General features: G+C 62.5%; 19 protein-coding genes and 3 pseudogenes. 6 read left to right on the top strand and 16 right to left on the bottom strand.

Going from position 1 to position 19,688, the window contains the following annotated elements:
- Positions 1–10: 10 nt before the first annotated feature.
- The 7 genes from icmT to parM form a co-directional block, all read right to left on the bottom strand.
- Complete coding sequence (gene icmT / locus K307_RS00095; RefSeq protein WP_042875535.1) at positions 11–304, bottom strand: IcmT/TraK family protein; 294 nt, start codon at positions 302–304, stop codon at positions 11–13.
- The gene (locus K307_RS00090) at positions 301–1,506 is read right to left on the bottom strand and encodes a type IV pilus twitching motility protein PilT (protein WP_051974522.1); all 1,206 of its coding nucleotides are present in this window, start codon (positions 1,504–1,506) and stop codon (positions 301–303) included. The genes icmT and K307_RS00090 overlap by 4 nt, the downstream gene beginning before the upstream one ends.
- A complete protein-coding gene (locus K307_RS00085) occupies positions 1,503–2,990 on the bottom strand; it encodes a type IV secretory system conjugative DNA transfer family protein (RefSeq protein WP_042875533.1) in 1,488 nt (495 codons plus the stop codon). The genes K307_RS00090 and K307_RS00085 overlap by 4 nt, the downstream gene beginning before the upstream one ends.
- Before the next feature lie 100 nt (positions 2,991–3,090).
- Complete coding sequence (locus K307_RS44010; RefSeq protein ID WP_155300997.1) at positions 3,091–3,681, bottom strand: DotD/TraH family lipoprotein; 591 nt, start codon at positions 3,679–3,681, stop codon at positions 3,091–3,093.
- Positions 3,682–3,918: 237 nt separating this feature from the next.
- Positions 3,919–4,170, bottom strand: coding sequence for a hypothetical protein (locus tag K307_RS00075; RefSeq protein ID WP_042875532.1), 252 nt, complete (start codon positions 4,168–4,170; stop codon positions 3,919–3,921).
- Positions 4,171–4,198: 28 nt separating this feature from the next.
- Positions 4,199–4,684 carry a hypothetical protein gene (locus K307_RS00070; protein ID WP_155300996.1) on the bottom strand — a complete coding sequence of 162 codons (486 nt, stop codon included), beginning with the start codon at positions 4,682–4,684 and terminating at the stop codon, positions 4,199–4,201.
- A 5-nt stretch (positions 4,685–4,689) separates the two neighbouring features.
- Complete coding sequence (gene parM, locus K307_RS00065; RefSeq protein ID WP_042875528.1) at positions 4,690–5,766, bottom strand: ParM/StbA family protein; 1,077 nt, start codon at positions 5,764–5,766, stop codon at positions 4,690–4,692.
- Positions 5,767–6,008: 242 nt separating this feature from the next.
- On the opposite strand from parM, the gene K307_RS00060 reads away from it, so the two are divergent.
- Both K307_RS00060 and K307_RS00055 read left to right on the top strand, forming a co-directional pair.
- The gene (locus K307_RS00060) at positions 6,009–6,368 is read left to right on the top strand and encodes a hypothetical protein (protein ID WP_042875527.1); all 360 of its coding nucleotides are present in this window, start codon (positions 6,009–6,011) and stop codon (positions 6,366–6,368) included.
- A 5-nt stretch (positions 6,369–6,373) separates the two neighbouring features.
- The gene (locus tag K307_RS00055) at positions 6,374–6,868 is read left to right on the top strand and encodes a hypothetical protein (RefSeq protein ID WP_042875526.1); all 495 of its coding nucleotides are present in this window, start codon (positions 6,374–6,376) and stop codon (positions 6,866–6,868) included.
- A gap of 416 nt (positions 6,869–7,284) precedes the next feature.
- Here the strand turns inward: K307_RS00055 and K307_RS00050 are convergent, their stop codons facing one another.
- Together K307_RS00050 and K307_RS00045 are read right to left on the bottom strand one after the other, a co-directional pair.
- Positions 7,285–8,367 (bottom strand): porin, encoded by a 1,083-nt coding sequence (locus tag K307_RS00050; protein WP_042875524.1) that lies wholly within the window; start codon positions 8,365–8,367, stop codon positions 7,285–7,287.
- A 155-nt stretch (positions 8,368–8,522) separates the two neighbouring features.
- The gene (locus K307_RS00045; RefSeq protein WP_051974520.1) at positions 8,523–10,112 is read right to left on the bottom strand and encodes an HAL/PAL/TAL family ammonia-lyase; all 1,590 of its coding nucleotides are present in this window, start codon (positions 10,110–10,112) and stop codon (positions 8,523–8,525) included.
- A 588-nt stretch (positions 10,113–10,700) separates the two neighbouring features.
- Here K307_RS00045 and K307_RS48750 point away from each other — a divergent pair.
- Positions 10,701–11,015, top strand: a complete 315-nt coding sequence (locus tag K307_RS48750; protein WP_230625375.1) for a LysR family transcriptional regulator — start codon at positions 10,701–10,703, stop codon at positions 11,013–11,015.
- Positions 11,016–11,054: 39 nt separating this feature from the next.
- On the opposite strand, the gene K307_RS48745 is transcribed toward K307_RS48750, so the two are convergent.
- Positions 11,055–11,315, bottom strand: a complete 261-nt coding sequence (locus K307_RS48745) for a hypothetical protein (protein ID WP_230625374.1) — start codon at positions 11,313–11,315, stop codon at positions 11,055–11,057.
- A gap of 64 nt (positions 11,316–11,379) precedes the next feature.
- On the opposite strand from K307_RS48745, the gene K307_RS48740 reads away from it, so the two are divergent.
- Positions 11,380–11,625, top strand: a complete 246-nt coding sequence (locus tag K307_RS48740) for a hypothetical protein (protein ID WP_230625373.1) — start codon at positions 11,380–11,382, stop codon at positions 11,623–11,625.
- Positions 11,626–11,843: 218 nt separating this feature from the next.
- On the opposite strand, the gene K307_RS00035 is transcribed toward K307_RS48740, so the two are convergent.
- The 5 genes from K307_RS00035 to K307_RS00015 form a co-directional block, all read right to left on the bottom strand.
- A complete protein-coding gene (locus tag K307_RS00035; RefSeq protein ID WP_042875521.1) occupies positions 11,844–12,083 on the bottom strand; it encodes a hypothetical protein in 240 nt (79 codons plus the stop codon).
- A 17-nt stretch (positions 12,084–12,100) separates the two neighbouring features.
- A complete protein-coding gene (locus K307_RS00030) occupies positions 12,101–12,652 on the bottom strand; it encodes a hypothetical protein (RefSeq protein ID WP_042875520.1) in 552 nt (183 codons plus the stop codon).
- A gap of 11 nt (positions 12,653–12,663) precedes the next feature.
- Positions 12,664–13,842: a hypothetical protein gene (locus K307_RS00025; RefSeq protein WP_196251494.1), complete on the bottom strand. Its 1,179-nt coding sequence runs from the start codon at positions 13,840–13,842 to the stop codon at positions 12,664–12,666.
- Between the two features lie 667 nt (positions 13,843–14,509).
- The gene (locus K307_RS00020) at positions 14,510–15,496 is read right to left on the bottom strand and encodes a hypothetical protein (protein WP_042875518.1); all 987 of its coding nucleotides are present in this window, start codon (positions 15,494–15,496) and stop codon (positions 14,510–14,512) included.
- A gap of 81 nt (positions 15,497–15,577) precedes the next feature.
- Positions 15,578–17,203, bottom strand: a complete 1,626-nt coding sequence (locus K307_RS00015; RefSeq protein WP_080744781.1) for a UvrD-helicase domain-containing protein — start codon at positions 17,201–17,203, stop codon at positions 15,578–15,580.
- A gap of 723 nt (positions 17,204–17,926) precedes the next feature.
- Here K307_RS00015 and K307_RS50750 point away from each other — a divergent pair.
- A pseudogene (locus K307_RS50750) lies at positions 17,927–18,318 on the top strand (DUF6884 domain-containing protein).
- Positions 18,269–18,440 (top strand): annotated as a pseudogene (locus K307_RS48735) (H-NS histone family protein); the annotation flags it as partial. The pseudogenes K307_RS50750 and K307_RS48735, both read left to right, overlap by 50 nt.
- Positions 18,441–18,506: 66 nt before the next feature.
- Here the strand turns inward: K307_RS48735 and K307_RS00005 are convergent.
- Positions 18,507–19,594: pseudogene (locus K307_RS00005) on the bottom strand (IS630 family transposase).
- Between the last annotated feature and the right edge of the window lie 94 nt (positions 19,595–19,688).

The following is a 19,688-nucleotide window of genomic DNA, read 5'->3' as shown; positions in this document are numbered from 1 at the left end:
TCGGATCTGCTCAGTACTCCTCGCCGGGGTCCTGCAGGCGGGAGAAACGGCGCACGTGCCAGATAGGCCTCGCTGAAACGCGCTCCCCTCGCAGCTTTGACCGGGCCCGGCGTATCATCCAGCTGAGCGTGTATCCCTTTCGCTGCAACCACCAGACGACGGCGGTCATGATGATGGCGAAGCCCATCGTCCACAGTCGCGCGTAGAACAGACATACCAGCATCGGGAAGCTGCAATACGCCGGGATGTTGGTGAATGGCAGCCCCATACTCTCGGCAGATCTCACCCAATCCGCGATCTTCATGCCGCCTCCAGAAGTAGTTCTCGGCTCGATGGGATCCGGTGAGTTTGCCCGTGTTCCTCCAGGAAGGCAGCTGCCTCGCGGATCGTCATGTTGGTCGCATCGCGGAATGCCTGAAAGTCCAGAATCCCTTCAGCGACAAGCGGAAGCGCCTGGTGGTCAAAGGAGGTTTTCCGCTGCTCGAGGAGCTCACGGGTGATCGATCCCCACCGCTCAAACGGCTGCTGCTCCAGAGCGCGTTTGACTTCGCGGTCAATCGTCAGCCAGGAGCGCACGGCAACACGCTTGCCATCGGTCGTGCGAGGAAGCTTTTGCGCGATGGCCAGCTTCAGGGTGTCGAGCAGCTTGTTTGCGGCTGCCGGCTGGGCCTCCTCAGGGAAAAAGCTCACCATGCGCGCGAAGACCTCTGCCGGGGTGTCAACGTGCAGGGTGGAGTAGACCGCGTGACCAGTCAGGGCCATCTCGAAGCACGCGTTAATCGACTCGCGGTCACGCGACTCGCCCATGACGATGACGTCCGCTTTGCGGCGCATGGCATTTCGGCCGGCTTCCGCGAAAGATTTCAGGTTGCTGCCAATCTGGACCTGTGATGGTTGCGGGGTTTGGCCATAGCCATAGCCATAGGTGAACTCGATCGGGTCCTCGAAGGTGATGATTTTGACTGGTGCACCGGGCGTCTCAAGCCTGCGTCGGTTGGCGGATGCCAGTAGCGTCGACTTCCCGGAGCCGGTGGTACCGACAACCAGAACCAGGCCATAGCGCGGAAACAGGTTGTCCGTAATGTCCTGTGGCAGGTTGAGTTCGTCATAGGGCGGCGGCGCCTCGGGCACCACCCGCATCGTGATAGAGATCCCGCGCGCGATGCGCCCCACCCGCGACCCGGTCGCGTTCATCCGGTACCGGAGCACGCGATCAAAGTCCCCGGGCACCGCCTGGATCTCGACTTCGGCGTCGATTGGCTTGCCGTCGGCTAGTTGCGACACGCCAGAGCCGTCATACAGGAAGCTCAGCGCGCGCTCGATTTCGGTACCCTCAAGCATTCGGGTAGTCGCCTTCACCTGCTTACCATAGACCTCGATCCAGCCGTAGTCCCCCGACTGAATCAGGATATCTGAAGCAACAGATGTGGCAGCCCGCAGGAACTCGTAGAACTCGTCCCGCGTGAAGTTGACACTGAGGGGAAATGGCAAGCTTGATCCGCTCATGATCCGCTCCCTGCCCGGGGCGAGTCTTGCCACAGCGGCGCGTGGTATCCACTGCGTACGGGGACCGGCGTTGGCGCAGGATCGGCGCGCGCGGGCGCCGGCGGGAGGTACACCACGCGCTGATAGGTCGGCGGTGGGGCGGCCTGCTGCTGCGCCGCAGGATAGCTTGGGCTGCTGTTCCAGGCCCCATGGTTCGCTGCCGGCGGCACCGGAGCGGCCATAGCCACATAGACTTGCTGACCGGCGACCGCGCCGGGCTGGCTGCCATACATGGCCGCCCCTGCCGACTGGGCTACCTGTAGCGCCTGCAGAGCCTTCATTGAGGCGAGTCGCGCCTCTTCCGCACGCTGTGCGAGCTGCGCCGCCTGCTCTGCCAGCGCCCGCATTTCGTCCACGGACGAAGCGTACTGGTGCGTGCGCGGACCGCTTTCGATCTGAGCCACCGAGGCGGGGTTCGGCATGGCCGGCGTCATCACCTGGATCGGACTCTGGGCGGTGGTTGGCTGTGGCTGGGGCGCCGGCTGGGGGCTCATGGGGGACTGCGCAGCGGGCAGTTGCTGAATGAACCGCGTCAGGTCGTCTGCCCGGAGGGGTTTGTGACTCTGCGGCGCGGCCGGCTCCGGTGGGCGACGCATCATCCGCTCAGTTCGCTCGGTGGCCGCACGAGTCTCAGCACCGGGCGTGGCCATGAGGGGCACCCAGCGGTCTGGCTTCGTCACGAAGTCGCTATTGACCGTGATTCGGAACAAGGTGTCGCCCACGACAATGGTGTTCGGATCGTCCTTGTTGACGATGTCCTGTGTGCGGGCGATTTCGGGCAGACTCACCATTCCACGCTGATACAGATCGTAGAAGGTGCGCATGCCGAGGTAGACCTGCTTCAGATTCGCCAGGTTGTTATCAAAGATCTCTTGCGCCTGGCGCCGGCCATCCTCGAAGGCCGCCTTGACCTGCTGATCCCAGTATCTGCGCTCCTCAGCGTCCCGCGGCAGCAGCTGCTCGTTCGTCGGAAGCGGTGGCATTTCGTCGGCAGTCGGCAAACCCATCAGCAACCAGTCGCGCCAGCTCGGAGAGCCGCTCTGGAAGCGGGCCGGCTCGGAAATTTTGTAGACCGCCCCGGCAACGCGCATCGCGCTCTTTGAGACCGTCCGGGCGTTCTCGGTCTTGATGATCACCGGCGGTAGAACGCCCTGTCCCATCACCAGGTCACCAAAGCGGAAGCTGCGATCCAGATCCGCTTGGCGCCGCTCAATCACCCGTCCGATTTCCCGTGCACGCTCGATCATTCCGGTCTGCGTGCCTATGGCCTGCGCCATCGCCCGAAGCGCCGCAGTACGTACCGGTGACAGCAAGACAAGCTGGTCGCCCTTTGTCGGGTTCAGCAGTCTCTGCAGGTTCTCCGAGCCAGGCTGGGCGTGCGCAGCCGTACTGGCCGCGACTTCCCAGGCCAGTCCGACGACCACCGCCATCAGCTTGAGTTTCATATATACCATTCCTTGCGTAGCAGAGAGAAAGGCGGCCATCCGCCAATCATTTTTCGTATTGTAATACTGCGACGAATTTTAAAGCAGCGGACGAAACTGCTTACCGGTACCGGATCTCGATCAGATCGTTGCCCAAGACCACGTTAGCGCGCTGACCAAACTGCTTGTCGACATCACGCAACAGGTCCTCGAACGTCATTCCCTGGGCGTCAACAAAGACAAACAGCGGAAGCCGGGGGTTTGGGCCGGTTACCTGGAACCTCATGCCCCTCGATCGCGCCAAAACACTCAGCAGCTGCGCCGCGTCGCCCTGAAACGAGCCGGAGAGGTACTTGCCACCCAACGCGGCCGGCTGCGGCGCGGCATCAGCTGCCACACTCCAGCCCGGCAGGTCCTTGACTTGAGAAATTGCGCTATCAATCTGCGCGCTGATCGCCTTTTCTGCTTCGGTGGCGCCAGAGCTGCCGGGGGCGGCAGCGCAGCCTGCGAGGGCAGCTACTACGCCGATCGCACCGACGAGGATCAGGCTGCGTACGTGCGCAGCGTTCGCTCGAATCATCACTTTTTCCGCTTCAGTTGAGAAATTCACTATGGGCAGTGGTTGTTGTTCTCGTCCCAGTCCCGGTCCCCGTCGCGCTTCCACTGGCAGTCCGCGCAGACGGCGCACGGTGGCGCCATCTTCGATCCACAACGCGGGCACGCTCCGGTGGGCGTGCGCTCCGGGCACACCCCTTCCAGCCTGTCAGCAGCGGGGTTGTACTCCCCAGGGTCACCGTGGCAACGCCGGCAATGATTGGGCCACTTGGCCAGCCAAGCGGCGCGAGCGGCATCAACAGCCGCCTTCCACTCGGACTCGTCAACCCGGAAAGGACCAGGGGTAGAAAACGCCATAACTTGTGGGGATGCGGGGAAGACTTGGTCCAGACCCTTACTCTTCGTTCACCGTAGGTACGGCGGCCACGGCGGCCTGCCCCGCTTCGCCGCCGTGCTCAAGCGCAAGCAGTGCGGCCTTCAGTTCCGGCGACACCGCCACGATTCGGCTACCGGACGCCACGGCCGTCAGGCAACCAAGCTTCTGGCGAAGCCATACCGCCAAGTCGGCCATCGCATTTCGAATGACCAGGTCGTCGGGACCTAGGTCGTACCGATCCGCCTGCGCAATCTCCATGAGGGTCTTCATTTGTATTGCTCTCCGAAGTTCTAGTCCGTCAGCCCATGAATGCTGACGCCTTGGATTTCCCGCTACGCCGCGGCGCCCCGGGTTGGGTCCTTTCCGCGTTCGCAGCAAACCCGCCCCGCGAAACGTGCGGATCTGCTTGGGTCGGCAGCGCACCCGCAGTCGGCAATTGATGTGGCTCATCCACTGGATAGGCGGTGCCCGCCGGCGCATGAGGGCTCGCCGCAGCCGGCGCCGGCGGAGCTGACGCGACCGGCGCCGCAGTCTGTCTAGCCAGAGCTGCCCCGCCATTGCGATGCCTCAGGGGTGAGCCCTCGGCAAGCAAGCCTTCCCTGGCGGCCTTGGTCAACCGGTCCTCCTCGATCGCCCGCAGCGCCATGTCCGCCTTCGCGCCGAGCTTCAGAAGCCGAATCACCTCGGTACTGCGGCCACCGCGGCGGCCGGCGCCGGCCTTGAGGTAAGCCAGTTCGGGATGCTCTTCGAGGCTGATCGTGAAGTTGAGGCGAATGTCCGGCACGGCGCTCACCGTTGGAAGAGGCTTGCGTAGGCGGCTTTGTACATGCCGCGCGCGTTGGCGAATTCGGGCTCGTCGGGGATCCAGATGCCCTCGGCGGGAACGCCCGGGAAGACCTGGGCGCGACGGCTGGCAAGCAGTCGTGCCCCACCTCCGACGAAGAGGGTACGACCGAAGATGCTGGCATCTTTCAGGCGCTTCGAAACCTCGTGGCCAACCTGCACCGCGAAGTCATCCAGTGCGTCGCTCACCATTTCGCTGACGTCGTGCTTCTTCCCGTACAGCATGTAGGTGCCGGTCTCAATTGCACGCTTGCGATAGGCAAAGGGAACCTCTTCCTTCAGCTGGAAGGCCTCGCGAAGGCGGCGGTCGAGTTGGTCATAGAGGTAGAGCGCGCCAACCTCTGCTGTGCCGGACTTCTCCGAATAGAGCCCAGCCCCGCCCTCCCGGACGACAGCGATGTCCGTAGTCTTGCCCCCGACGTCCACAACCGCCACCGGCATGACCTCTGAGATCTCGCTGAACTCCGGATCCTCGTTGCCATCGAAGTCGAGCTGAGCGTCCAGGAACGCAGCCACCGCTTCGGAGATCACTGCGTGGTCCACCACCGTAGCAAGCGGCGCCAGACCTTCGGCTCCCGCCGGACGAGCGAGGGGCCGCAGCAGACTGCTTTTCTTTGCCTCGATCAGCTCAACGTTCTTGCTTCCTCGCAGGTAGAACCGGTCGACCGGCAGGCCGGTGACGATAGACACCTGGTGGCCGGCCGCGCCGGCTTCGATCAGCGCATGCGCCACCAGGGCGCGGTTCACGCTCGAGGTCGGGTAATCCGCCGATCGGGTATCAACTGCGGGTGCCGCCACGTCGCTCGCTGTGATGGTAACAAACTCGCCGTCCGCCGTTTCGTAGACATTGTCGGGGGCCTGACTGTCATGGAACTGCGCCGTCAACAGCTTCCCTGCCCAGGCGCGGGCCGGCATGACGAAAGAGCGGCCAGGCCCAGCGACAACCTTGATACCAAAGTGACCGTCGTCCACACCGACCGGATGTACGCCGCCGCCTACGTCATTGAATTGGTTGCTCGCCATGATTTCCTCGAGATCTGATTTGATGGCAGCGCTGGCGGGCACCCGCCCGCCAGTGACCGCCGAACCGTGCCACCCAAGCGCGTCCTAGCGCCTTAAAGCGCCTTCAAGCGCGTCTACGCGCGTTCAAGCGCGCTCCGAATTACGGGTGCGATTCTGCCTCTTTTTATTTCGTTGTGTCAACTTGCGCCGAAATATAATCGGATGGCTTTAGTCGGAACTCGTCGTGTCGATAAGACATCTCTATGGAACTCCACTCTGCAAGCAGGACCGCTTACGCCTATTTCGACCGCATCGAGGCTCTTGCCCAGGCCGAGGCTGACACCATGTTCGAGATCGCCGCCACGAAGGGGCCAGAGCACCATGTCGCTCTGCCTGCACCGGTTGCTCCTGCGCCAGAGGTGCCCGACGAGGACCATCCCCAAGTCGGACGTCGGGTTGACCTTGGCTATCTGACCATTATGGGCATCTCCCTTATTCTGGCCGGAGCCGTTGCTACGGCGACGGCTATGGCAATGCCGACTCCGAATGCGGCCACGCTCGATGCTGTAGCCATCACCGGTTGCGCGGCATGGGTCGCGTGGCGCGGTCCGATATCTGAGTGACCGGTATGCCGCAGTTCGCCTACTTCTCCCCGCTTACGGGGCTGACGCTGGTCGTTGAGCCGACCGAAGCGATCCCGCGCCCCACGGCGCTTGCCGAGACACGCATCGCTGCGGTCGGCCTGCATCAGGCCGACGGTAATCCCATAGGATCCGTGACAGTGCTATTCGGGGAGGATGGGGACGACATCTGGTTGGTGGCGGCCGGGCCGATAGTTTGCCCGCGTGAGGCGATGGACGCATGGGAGCGCGCCGCGGACCCTCGCCTGACAGTATTGTTGTGCGACGGCCTACCGAGACAACCTCTTGCCCGTCTCCTCGTTATCCTGCCCCAGGAGATGATCCTTCACCTACGAGCTGGCATTGTCACGCTTGGCGGCGAGGTCAATCCGGACGCGGCACTGGCCGAGCATTGCTCACACAACTCCGACGCCAGCAGGCTTGCAGCCGGTTACCTTTGGCTGCTGAGAGATCGTTTCAAAGAGACTGCTCAGCGCGCCTGAAGATGTTCCAGCAGACGAGAGAGCAGCCGAGTTTGACGAGATGTGGAAGTCGCAAAGCGCCAGACCGTCCATCATCTGGAGGAGACGCTAAAGATCATCGTGCAAGTCATCGAACATTACGGCGCCCGCGACAGCGCCATTACCAGTGCGTAACAGCCCGAAAGCCGCGAGGATTTGGGCGTGAACCAGCCCGACTAGCGGACCTAGTCGGATGTATTTCGAGCGAAGGTCCGTAAGCTGGTCGACGCCGACGTTCGAGTTTCTACGGGAAGTGGTTGGCGAGCCTCCGTGGATGGCCGCCAAGGGAGGGTCGCGATCGAAGGGCGGCCGGCGGTACCGGACCCTTCTGAGACATCCGACCGCTCCGAAAGGAGCGGCTGGTTCGAACAGATAGCCGTACTTACCGCTGGCCCCAATCAAAACTTGTGTCGGAGATTAATGGTGACCCCTGTCTGGCTTTGCCCTGTGGTCACCGTGCCAAATCCATTCAACCCAAGGCGTGAATTGTCCTTGTTGTGCGCATAGCCCACGGTTAGGAATGCGTCGGTTCTTTTGGACAAGGCATAGTTGACCGACGCCACGAGGCTCCATGGATCCTGCCCGGAGTTCCTGTCATTGAAGTAATAGCCTGCCGCTGCGAGACCCACTGCTGGCGACACTTGCAGGCGGTAGCCGAGCCAATAGATATCATTGCGGCGCGCCTGACCGCCCGGGGCAACGCCGACGTCCCCCCTGAACCAACGGTAGCCCACGGATATCGTCGACTGTCCCAGCATGTAGTTGCCGGCCGCCGCAAGGCGCCGGTCAGCCTGGCCGGAATTCTGTCCGGAGATGCCGGCAGTGCCCTGTTGCTGGTCATAGATCACCGTCGCGCCGAATGAGCCGGCTGCGTATTCTAGGCCGCCGCCGAGTGTGCGATCGCTCTTGACGTCCCCAGGAGACTCGCTTGCGAAGGCGCTGCCGGTGCCACTCGTCACGGTGGTGCCGCGTGCAAAGCTGTATAGTGCCACTGCGGTGATTGGCCCGAACTTTCCTGAGTACTTTGCTGTATTGTCGTAACGGCCAACCAGGGCGGGGTCTAGCATAAACGCCGAGTACCGAGTTGCAAGTCCCGTCGGATCGTAGTTGATCAACAGGTCAAAGAGCGCATTCTGCTGCCGACCCAGCGTAACACGTCCCCACTGGTTTTCCAGTCCCACATAAGCCTGTCGGCCGAAGAGCCGACCACCCTGGCCCATCCCTGTGTCCAGATCGAAGCCGCTTTCGAGCGCATAGACGGCCTTGCTGCCGCCGCCAAGATCCTCAACCCCGCGTAGGCCCCAGCGCGAGCCCGAAACGTTTCCGCTTGCCATGCGAAGCTGCTTGCTCCCAGCTGCATCGGCATTGGTCAGGTACTCAAATCCGACGTCGCCAACGCCATAGAGCGTGACAGACGACTCTGCAGTAGCCAACTGGGACCCCATCGCCAGCAGCATGCCTGCATAGAATTGCTTCTTCATGAGCTTCCCCTCCTTTGACAAGCCTTTTATTTTTGGAAAATGGGCGTTCAGCGGGCTGGCAAGAGCGCCGTGCCCTGCCGCATCTCGCCTGGCGTGACTTCACCGCATCAGCGGAAGAAGCCACGCGGCGTAGTCTGGTTGTGCCGCTGGCCAGATCAGGGCATATAGGCTCGCAGCACTTCGGCCGCCGCCCGGTAGTCGCCTGTCAGGGGACGGTCTTGCTCGAGAAAGGCCACGCGTTTGCGCAAGGCATCGGCCAGCGCCTGGGTGGCGGGCGACAACGTGAACCCGGGATCCTTGCGGCGTCGCAGTTCTGCCGCCTGTGCGGCATGGACGGTTTCAATGGCTAGCAGTGCATAGGCGTTGTCGATCTGCTTGCGTACGCGCTGCACGACGGCGGGAGCGTTGGTCGCGACATCTTCAATGTTGCCGGAGGATGGCGAAAAATCCATCGAAACCGGTAGCGCCAGCGCCTTGTTTTCCGCGGCGAGCGCGATAGCGGGCTTCTCCATGGCACCGAACGCATGGACCGTATTTTCAGTGCCGAGGGACCGCGAAAGGCTCGTGAAGTTGGGATCGTTCAGGCGTCCGATGCGTTGGGCAGATGCCAGCGAGTGATGCCCTAGCGCAATCGCAGTCTGCTCAAACGCAAGTACCCAAGGCAACGGCACAAAGTTTGCGGTGGGGAGCACTGCCCCGCCCTTGGGCAGATAGCTTTGCTGCTCTTGCCATCGGGCCGATCGTGGCTTCACACCAATTGCCACCCCCGGGTTGTCATCCGATGCGTTGTACTGCACGTTCAGCAGTGCGCGCAATTCCGCCTGTGTGCGATCCAGTTCGCCAATCAGGAAAACACCGGTGCGGAAACTGAGCGGATCCTGCAGACGGCGGGACGCATCCTGGTTCCAGAGACTGGAACCGCTCAACAGACGGCGTAATTCCGCCCCGGCTTTGACTGTCTCCGGGAATGGCCGCAGGGCGAGCGAGTCTTCCAGGAACGGCGAGACATTGCCGTTGAGCGCCTGCAAGCTCAACGCGTAGACGAGCTTTGAGTGCCGGCTCAGATTCGCAAGATCCACCAGCGCCAGCGAAGCCAGGCCAGAGGCATAGGAGTTGGAGCTGAGGATGGACAGGCCGTCCTTGCCAAACGGCTGAATCGGTGCAATACCGACAGTCAGAAGAACGCCGGACGCCGGTTGCCGACGGCCCTGATAGTACACGTCGCCTTCTCCAAGCATAGCCACGCCGACATGGCTGAGGATCGTGATGTCTGCCTCGCCAATGGAGCCGATGGACGGGATCGCGGGCGTAATGCCCTCGTTCAGGAAGCGAACGTACGCGTCGACGATATTTTCTTGCACGCCGCCACCGCCGGAAAGCAAGGCATTCAGGCGAGCAGCCATCGCGGCGCGGACATCGACAACCGGCGCGTCGGGTCCGGCGCCACCACTATGCGCGCGCAGCAGGGCGATGTTGAAGCGACGCGACGCTTCAACGATTTCATTGGTCAGCTCGCCTTTGGCATCGACCATGGACCGGTCCTTGTTGAGACCGACGCCGACGGTCAGCCCATAGATCTGCTTGCCTGCGCGGGCGGCATCCAGCAAGACGTCGTGAGCCTGGCGGACGCGCTGACGTGCCGCCGGCGAAATGCGGACAGGCTCGCCGCGAGCGATGCGAACGATGGATTCAGGGGTAGCGTTCCGGCCGTCGAGCTCGACGTCGGCAAGGGCAGGAAATGCCATGCAGGTCGCGAATGCGGCAAGGCCGAGAGAGCGGCCGAATGCCAGAGCTCGTCTGCTACGGAACACCAATACTTTGCGTTTCATCGCTCGCTCAATAAAATTTTGACAAAAGATGTGCGTTACCGCGTCCCGGACTATGGGAGCGAATATGTTCAGACAAGAAGAGGATTAGGACAGCGTGGCGCGGACATCTTGGCCCTGGCAGAGCCAAGGCACGGCCGGCGCTACGGCGCCGCCGACCGCAGCGCGAAGACCAGTATCACGACTACCTCACGGAGGTAGTCAGCCGCTCGTCAGGAAAGGCGCGGGAGTAAGTACTGCGCTCACTCCGCTGAAATCTGTCGCTGGCGGATCAGGGCGGCCCAGCGCCGGCTTTCCTTCTGGATGGTCGCAGCGAGTTGCTCGGGGGTGCCACCGGCGGTTTCCAATTGAGGCTGCCCATATAGTCTCCTGTCCGGCAGTTGATCACACCATGTGCCGCATGGCTCATTGCGGCGCGCGCTGAATCCATGGGACGCAGTGTAAACACAGGCCACTTAACCGCCTTATGCTTTTTTGTCTGAGGCCATTAACACCACGTTAATCATCATGAAGATGAACCTTCGCCAGTTCGAGGTATTTCGCGCAGTCATGCTGACCGTGTCGATCAGTGGCGCATCGAAGCTGCTCTTTGTTTCCCAGCCCGCCATCAGTCGACTGATGGCGCACACTGAGCAACGGCTTGGATTGACCCTGTTTGTCCGCACAAAGGGCCGCCTGCACCCTACGCCCGAGGCCCGTCGACTGTTAGGTGAAGTGAATGCCGTCTACGAAGGAGTGGAGCGCGTGAACGGGGTGGCAGAAGATTTGGTGGCCAATCGCACCGGCAGCGTAAGAATCTCCTGCAGTCCGAATATGGGATAGACGTTGCTGCCAAACCCCATTGCAAGTTTCCGCAAGGGCTCATCCCGCCGTGCGCGTTGTGGTTCGCACGCAGATCGCGAGCAACATGTTGCGCACCCTCCTGTCAGGGCAGGTGGATTTGGCCGTGTCAAATATGCCGCTGTCCCATCCCAATCTGGAGCCCGGCTGCTGGGCGCGTGCCACATGCGCTTGTTCTACCTGCACCTTGACATCGGGCTGCGCGCATTCTTTGCCGAAAACGTGGTGCACCAGCAGGCTGATTGGCACGTCCGACCCGTAGCAGATCAGGTCCTCGTGCACGAGATCCTGCGGACGTCCCCAGGCCCGCGTGCTAAGCCGGTGTCCCGTCGGGATTAGCGCCACAATGGGATTCTTGGCACAGGCTGGCGCGGACATCGCCCTTGTCGACGCCATGACGGTATTTGGCCAAGCCTGGCGGAATATTGTCGCAGTGCCTGTGCGTACGGAAGTAAATGCCTCAGTGCAAATCTACAATGTCAACATCGAGCCGCTGTCGAGGCTTTCGCTGGCATTTGTCGACACGCTGAATGCGATTGTGAAGCGACAAGCCGCTTGCGATAGTAGAGAGGCCAAGAAGAACGCTCCATAAGCGCGCCAGAGGTGGCTTTGTCCTCGTGGAATTGGACAGCCCGGCGTGCCAAGGTCGCACGTGGTTGGCCCAGTCCCCCGCTTGCTGGCGGCCTCTCTAGATTAGGTAACGCAGCACCAAGCCGGCACAGAACAAGCCCGCTTGGAGCCCTTCTGTCTGTCTCAAGGGCCCCAATCCCCAAGCGCTGAGCAGGGCGGTTCCCATGAGTAATACGGCCATCAGGCCGCCACCTGCTCGTAGATTCTTCGCACGCACTTCAACCCCGATTCGTTCCAGTTCTCGGTATTTGCAGACCCAGCCGGTACCTCAATGGTCTTCCGCCCCTCGAGTACTGCGGAACCTATCAGGTGCGCGCACAGCAGGACGTATTCCTCAAACCCCATTCCGAGCCGGTCCGCCGCCGAGCGAGCACGCTTCATGTCGGCGACATGCATGTTGACGGTCAAAGCCTGTTTCATCGTCTGGCTTCCTATGCTCAAGCTCTTTGGCGCTCTTGGCGGCAAAGAGAGTCCTCAGTCGAAGCCTGCCCGGCTGCGCCGAACCTGAATCGCCCAACGTGCGTAGCCTGGTTTTGCCGCCCGCCCCATCGCTGCTGAATGGCGCCGATGTCTCGATCAGACCAGCTCGCGTCCTTGGCGTGCTCGACGAGTGTGTCGACGTCGGGCACCACCACCATCGAGCCGCCGGATCGGCTCTCCGATCGCACGATATATCCATTCACATCATGCAGGACGTACGTTCCGGCGGGATCCAGCAATATCAGGCTGTTGCGGCCCGCCAGATCCATTACCCAATTCGTCTGCGCTTCGGTCAGGTATCCGGAGCTGTACCACCTTGCAGTTGCCTGCCGCACGAACCTGGATTCGGCTTCGTTCAGGCGGCTCGCCACCTCCGCGTGCCCAAGCGCAGCGAGGGCGGCTCGCATCCTGGCGTCACGGGCAGCTTGCACCCGTTCCTGCTCCGCACGTATGGCTTCGGCTTCGCGGATCCTCGCGGGATCAAGAAGCGCTCGGAAATCGATTGGCATTTACTCTCTCCTCAACTACGCGGTCGCCCGCCAAACGCAAAGCGAGGACTCCGGGGCGGCTCGGCAACGACATCGTCACCCTCTGAATTGGCCGGCAGCTCGCCGGTGGCCTCGACCCGGCGGATCTCACCGGGAGCCACACTGGATTCACCAGGTGACGGTGCATCAGGGCACTGCGCGCCGGCATTGAATGGCTCTTGCAGGAACGCCGGCCGTGCCGACTCCGGCAGGCCCAGCTTCACCCTGCGGTGCTCATACAATTCCCATATCCCGGCCTCCTCCGCCTGGATAGTCGGAGTCCCGCCGGCCAGCAGGCGCTCGACGGTGTCCAGCACGAAGTCGCCTTCCGCCTCCGACCACTTGGCATCGAGCGATGAACCCGGCGCCGGGTTCGGCGGGGCCGCAGGCGGCAATGCCTGCAGACCAGCATTCTCGTCGGCGAGCCGCAGCTCCGGACGGCCGCCGGCAGCAAGTATTCCGTTATGCCAGATGCCAAGGGTGCGTTGCCTCGGCTCGATCTGTTGGCGATACCCCCTTGCTGCCAGGCGGCGGACCGTATCCTCCGAGAGCACTACCCAGAACTCCCGTTCGGTCTGACCGGGGGAGTGAGGTGAACCCGGATCGGCCGCAATCTGCACCGTTGCATAGAAGACGCGGTCGGTTTCCCCGCCCAACTCACGCTTGAGCGCGGCGAGATCGGGCCGCGCGATCTCCACAATCCCCAATTCTTTGTGGAAACCAGCGGTGCCGACCCGGACGCTCCGATAGCCTTGCTCCGCGTAGCTTCGATGCTGGACCTCAACGAGCAGTGCGCGGTCGATCTCGGGCCACGGGCTGAAGTTGCTTCCGTGGGTAGAGCCTGCCTGGCTCCAGGGAACCACGACCATCGCCGCGCCGCCGTGGGCCGTGCGAATCTCAACAACTGCGTGCTCCGGCCCCGCCTGACGTGTTGCGCGTGCCCAAACGGCCCGCGAGAAGGCCGTCCCGATCGGAAGGTCGGACGGATATCCGATAAACGCACTCCCAGGTATGCCGCAGGGCTGGTTCCCGCCCTCTTCACCGCGGCCCTGAAAGCCAAAGTACGCCGGCGGCGAGGTCTCATTGCGGGCAGCCACACGCGCGTCGAACCGCGCGCGACGGACCGTCCCCGCCGACTCGGCCTGCTTAAATGGTGCATCGAGATCGTCCACCTCCAACGCCGGCGGCGCCTCAAAGTTGCCAACCTCTGTGACTTCTTCGCTGGCTTCCAGGTAGGCCCCGCTCGCGGCGACTGCCCCTCGGCGGAACCGCTGTCGCACGAGTGCTCGGCCGGCCGGGCGTCCCTCGCGGCGCTATGCGCGACCGGCGGACGTGCAGCAAAGCTGAAGCTTGGCCGCGCGCCAGGCAGCCGATCTGCTCCGATACGTGGGATCTCCGCGGCGGTCGTCGCATCAGCGCTCATAGGCGGCTCCTGCGCCGGCTCGGTGGCTTTTGCCGCCTGACCAAAACGGAATGACGTTCGCGCTGCGCCCTCCACCTTACCGCCGGCCGCGGCACCCACTGAGGCAGTCGCACCTCTGGATGCGAGCACAGCAGCATCTGTGTACCGCGGCCCGTTGTCATGCGTACCAATTTCTGCGTGCCCGCCATCGCCAATCAACGCCGACGGCAGGTCGGCCGGCATCGACCGCAGATCCTTCCGAATCTTCATCAATCGCTCTTTGGCTCGCGCGCTCATTGGTTCAAAAATATCTTTGAACTTCGTGTTGATACGCTACGCCGAATTATATGGTGCTATACTGCGATCCACTTCCGAGCCCGATTGAGCCCGGGCTTTCTGCTTAGGACGCTCATCCGGGCGCCTTCTTTTTTTTCTGCTTAGATTCCCCACCCGCCTTCGCGCGATCGCTCCCGTGCACGATTGATCACGTCGTCAGCGGTTTCCGTTGCGGTCTGCCCGGCCCACTCGCCATCATTCGGCGCCTGGTCGACTCGGTAGATCTGGTCCGCGGCAAAATTGATGTTGTTGACGAACATGTGACGCAGCTGCGGATTGCTGAATACGGCCGCCGCGATCTCTGCGGCCTCTTCGGCGCTGCGTGCCATGACCCGCATGGTCGCTCCGACATCGGCATAGGCGTCGCTCGCACCGCCAGCGTTGATCGCAGGGGCGGGGTTTGCCAGGGCAACAACCGGGGAGAATCGCTCGTCCGACCAGCCAGCCGTAACGGCATCGGCCGAGGTCGATACAGCAAAGTGCTCATCGGTGGGCTGCTCCAGGAATCGGTAGATCGTCTCATCGTCCGCATCCAGCCGGTCTTCGCTATCCGGGTGTTCGTCCTCCCGCCAGATGTCCACGCGAATGTTTTTCAGCGCGACACCGACTTCGAACGGCTGGCAGGCAAACCCCTCCAGAGCCTGGCGCACGCCCTCGCCCGCAATCTCGCCCTCGCTGGCCAGCGCCTGCGCAATCACCGTCGGGGAGCTCGTGATTGCCTGGATCTGGCCCGCGACAGCAGGCGTCACGCCGTCGGTGAGTTGCGCTACGTCGTTGCCCGGAATCGGTCGGCGGGCGGCGACTTGGCCGGCGCGCGTGTATGCCTCCTGCCAGCGCTCGCCCAGGCTATGCGTCAACATGGCTTTTACTGCGTTGACGACGGCGTCGCCGGCCTCGATGGTGGTCACGTCGCCGGGCTGCACCGCAACACCATTGCGCATCAGAGAGAAGAAATAGGAGGCGGGCACCAGCGCGGGGTCAATGTGGAACTTCCCGGTGGTGTCGATCGCGCCGAACGTGCCGGCCAGGATCTGGTTGGCGTGGGCATGCATGCCGCCAGCGTTCTGCAGAATGGTGAGCGTGGTCATCTAATCTCCCTCGAACAGGTGTGGATGGGTGGTGGTGGGTTGAAAACGGGGGCGACGGGCTGGCAGGCGCCCCGGAGAAACTTAGAATCGGGGCGGCGTCAGGTGGATGAAGGCGTTGTCCGTCACCTCCAGGATCTCCCTGCGCACTCTCACGGCCTCGGCGCCGAGACGCTGTCGGGCGGCTGCTGCCACCCTCATGTCCGCTTCATCCCGCCGCTGTCGATGCGCGGGTAGATCCGCAATCCACGCCAAGGTCTCGGTGTTGAGCTGGCAAGACTTCATCGCGCGCGTGACCGCCACATAGAGCAGGTTGAGCTCTTGATCAGTGCCATCGTCACGCATTGCCTCCTGCGCGCCGATCCGACCGAAGTCCGCCATGGACTGCTCCGCCTTCTCGAGCACGGTGAAGTCGTCCGCAAGCTTCACCTGGTCCCACTCGAGGCCCTTTGCCTTGTGTCCCGTGGCGACAACCAAGTCGGCGAACTTGTCGCTCTTCTCCTCGTTGGCGCGCAGTTCCGCCACGAGCTGCGGAATCTCATGACGGTACTGGTCGACCAGTTCAACCAGGATCTTCACCTCAGGATCCTTGGTCTCCTCGCCGTAATCCTCGAACTCCTGCCAGGACGTGAAGTTGTCCCGGATGAATGGCTCCCTGATATCGGTTCGCTGGTTGGAGCGAAGGCGCCACGCGTCCTCGAGGATGTGCACCTTGTAACCCTCGATCCCGCCAACCCAGTGCACCCCGCGGCCCCGCCGGGCAACTGCCTGTTTGATCAGCTCCGCGTTGGAACGAGAGAGCAACGCATACGGCGCGCCCTCGCGCCAGGGTGCGTCACTGCCCAGGCCCTCGATCTGATTGGTCTCGCCCTTCAGCTCAGAAAGAATTTGGTTCGCAATTCCTGCCGTCTTCGGTCCGAAGCGCCAGGACTGAGTGAGCGGCAGCACCGTGGCGTTCGCAGGCAAACCCTCCATGGCGTTGGTCGCGCCGCGGAACGCGTAGATCGACTGGTGGCGGTCTCCCAAGTACAGCAGCTTCGTACCGAACTCCCGCTGCAACTCGACCAGCTGAGCCGTGATGGGGTTTGCATCCTGTGCCTCGTCGAAGACGAGCATCTGGTAGCCCAGATTGGGTTTGCTTTGCACGAACATCTTCAGGTAGGCGTCATGCGGAATCGTGATCCGGCCACTCTTGTCCTTCATGGCACCCCAAACGCGGTTCGCATATCGCACGCATTGCTCGACCGTGAAGTCCTGTGCATTCAGGACCTTACGCGCTTCATCGGCGTGCGCTGCAGTCGGCTCAGCATCCCTGCTGGCGAAGAAGCTGGCCAGGATGCGCTGGGTGATAGCCGCCTCGCGGTACCGGACATCGAGGCCGATGACGGCCATGTCTTTGCGCATGGTCGCCGGCTTCCAGATGTTTTCCACACGCGAGCGCTGGTCCTGCGTGAGCACGGAGTACGCAAGGGCGTGCGTAGTCATTGAGGTAACGTGGCTTGGAAACCTGCCTTGCGCGGCCTTGGCGTTGGCGCGATTGAATGCCAGGTACAAGGTCCGCAGGTCGGGGCGCGCCTCGGTAAAGCCAACGGCGGTGGTGGTCTTTCCGGTGCCGGCATATGCCTCCGCCACTACGATGTCAGCTTGCGCCTCGATGATCGCGCGCTGCTGATCGGTGTAGGTTCGCGCTGCCTGGGCAGCGGGGCGCAGCGAGGTCGACCCGAAGCTGAAGCCTTTGGCCGATGCCGCTGCTCTAGCCGTTGCGGTGGCCCGCGGGGTGGCCGCAGTGCCGAAGGACGCGGCCTGCGGAGTTTGCTGCGCCGCCTGAACCGGTGTCGCCGCTGTGCGGGCGGATCCAAAACTGAACCGGGCGGGCCGGAGACAGCAGCAGGCTTTGGCGCCGGCTGCCGCGCCGGCGCAGCCGTGCTCTCACGCGGCTGTTCCCCACTCGGTGCTGTCGGCGTGGTATTGCTCGGCGGCGCCACATTGGCCGGTGCGGCGGCCGGCGGACGAGCGAAAAAGCTGAACGATCGCGGACTTGCTGCCGGCGTCGGACGCCGCTGCTCCCCTTCATTGGTCGATGGCGATTTGACGGCGGGGAGAACGAACGGCATGGAATTGACTCCGGCTGGATCGGGTCTCAGCAGACCTCGAGGAAGCGCCGCAAATAGGCGCCTTTTTTCTTTCGTTTTAGCATGGTACTCGCAAATATAATCGCAACTCAAGTCAGCTAAAGTGAGCGTGGGTTCAATGGTTTTGAAGGACGTTCGCTTGGGGCGGGCTAGCCGCTTATTCCGAATTGCGTACCACTCCACATTATTCCTACGGCGAAGAGAGGCTCAATAAATTTGAACGCGGGGTGTCGCTGGACCAGTTTGCGTGGGTGTAGGCCGACTTGCCATTCTGATCGCTCCACTAACGGCAATCCCTGACATGTCCTTCTCTCTCGACTGCCCGCCCCGCGCGGAAGCGTCTGCCGACACGCTGGTCCTCGTGGCCTGTTGTGGCAGGAAGCTGGACCACGCAGCCCCGGCTCGCGAGCTCTATCAGGGCGCTCTCTTCAGGTTCTCGGTGGCCTACTGCGTGCGCCACCAGCTCGCCTGGCGATCCTGAGTGCGAAGCTTGGCCTGGTCGCCCCAGACGACGTAGTGGAGCCATATGAGTCGCGGCTATCCAGCAGCCGCACCGATCAAGCGCTCTGGGCTGACCGGGTGTTCACGCGCCTGCAGCGCAACAGGCTGCCAAGGCAGGCTGTTTCCTGGCCGGCTCCGACTCGATATTGCTACAAAGCGTCGTCGCGGGCGGCCTGCGAAGGATGGCGGTAACACCGTGGCGAAATCCCCATTGCCGCCCAAGTACATGGATCCCAAAACCGGCAAAACGTGGTCCGGTCGCGGTCGTACACCGGCTTGGCTGGTAAGAACCAAAGCGCTTCCTCATCGCAGAGAAGCGGCCTAATCAGCCAACACTGCAATGCAGGCGCTCTCGGAAAACAGCGCGAACGCCTACCTCGCTAGTGCAGCGTTCCATTCTGTTTGGAACTTAAGCGGCGGTTGGCGCGAATGACCTTCTGTAGGATGTCGCGAGCGCTCTTGGTCCAGATGAACGGCTTGGGGTTGGTGTTGTGGTGAGCGATGTATTCGTTGATGGCGTCGACCAGTTCCGGCACGCTGGTGAATACGCCGCGGCGAAGTCGCTCGGTTGTGATGTCGCGAAAGAACCGCTCGACCATGTTCAGCCATGATGCCGAGGTGGGTGTGAAGTGCATGTTGAATCGAGGATGCTTGGCCAGCCAGTCTTGCACCGCAGGATGCTTGTGGGTGGCGTAGTTGTCGGCGATCAGATGCAGCGTTTTGTCCTTGGCGTCTCGCGGTCGATCTTGCGCAGGAACTTCAGCCACTCGGTATGGCGGTGGCGCTGCTGGCACTGGGCGATGACTTGGCCATCGAGCACGTTGAGCGCGGCAAACAGCGTGGTCGTGCCGTTGCGCTTGTAGTCATGCGTCATGGTGGCCGCACGCCCCTTCTTCAACGGCAAGCCGGGCTGCGTGCGATCCAGCGCCTGCACCTGGCTCTTCTCATCGCAGCACAGCACCAGCGCGTGCTCGGGCGGCGACATGTAGAGGCCAACGATGTCTTCAAGCTTCTCGACGAACTTCGGATCGCGCGAGACCTTGAAGCCGCGCACGATGTGCGGCTTCAACCCGTGGGCGTGCCAATGGCGCATGACGGTGCTGGCGCTCACGCCCAACTCGGCGGCCATCTTGCGCGTGCTCCAGTGCGTGGCTGCTTCGGGCTTGGCTTTGCGTGGTCAGTTCCACCAGCCGCGGCCGTGTCCACCTTCACCGGCGGCGCACCGCGCGGCAAGTCGCGTTCGATACCGGCCAGCCCCCGATTGTGCATACCGCTCACGCCAACGCGACACCTGCACGCGTCCGATTCCCAACTGCTCGGCGATGTCCTTGTTCTGCATTCCGTTGGCGGCCAGCAGCACGATGCGCGCGCGCTGCGCCAGCCTCACGCTCGTGAGCTTTGACCGAACCAGCCTCGTCAACTTGGTTCGCTCCTCGTCGGTCAACATGATCTCGGGGGCAACTCGCACTCGCTCTCTCCACGTTGTGGTCGCAGTAGAGCATTGGAGACGCCGAATTCATATAGGTTCCATCAAGAACAGAACGCTACACTAGCTTACGGCT

It is taken from the genome of Cupriavidus necator A5-1, from assembly GCF_000744095.1.
Taxonomy (GTDB): domain Bacteria; phylum Pseudomonadota; class Gammaproteobacteria; order Burkholderiales; family Burkholderiaceae; genus Cupriavidus; species Cupriavidus necator_A.
Note: the sequence above shows the minus strand (reverse complement) of the source record. Positions and strands in the feature narration are given on the sequence as shown.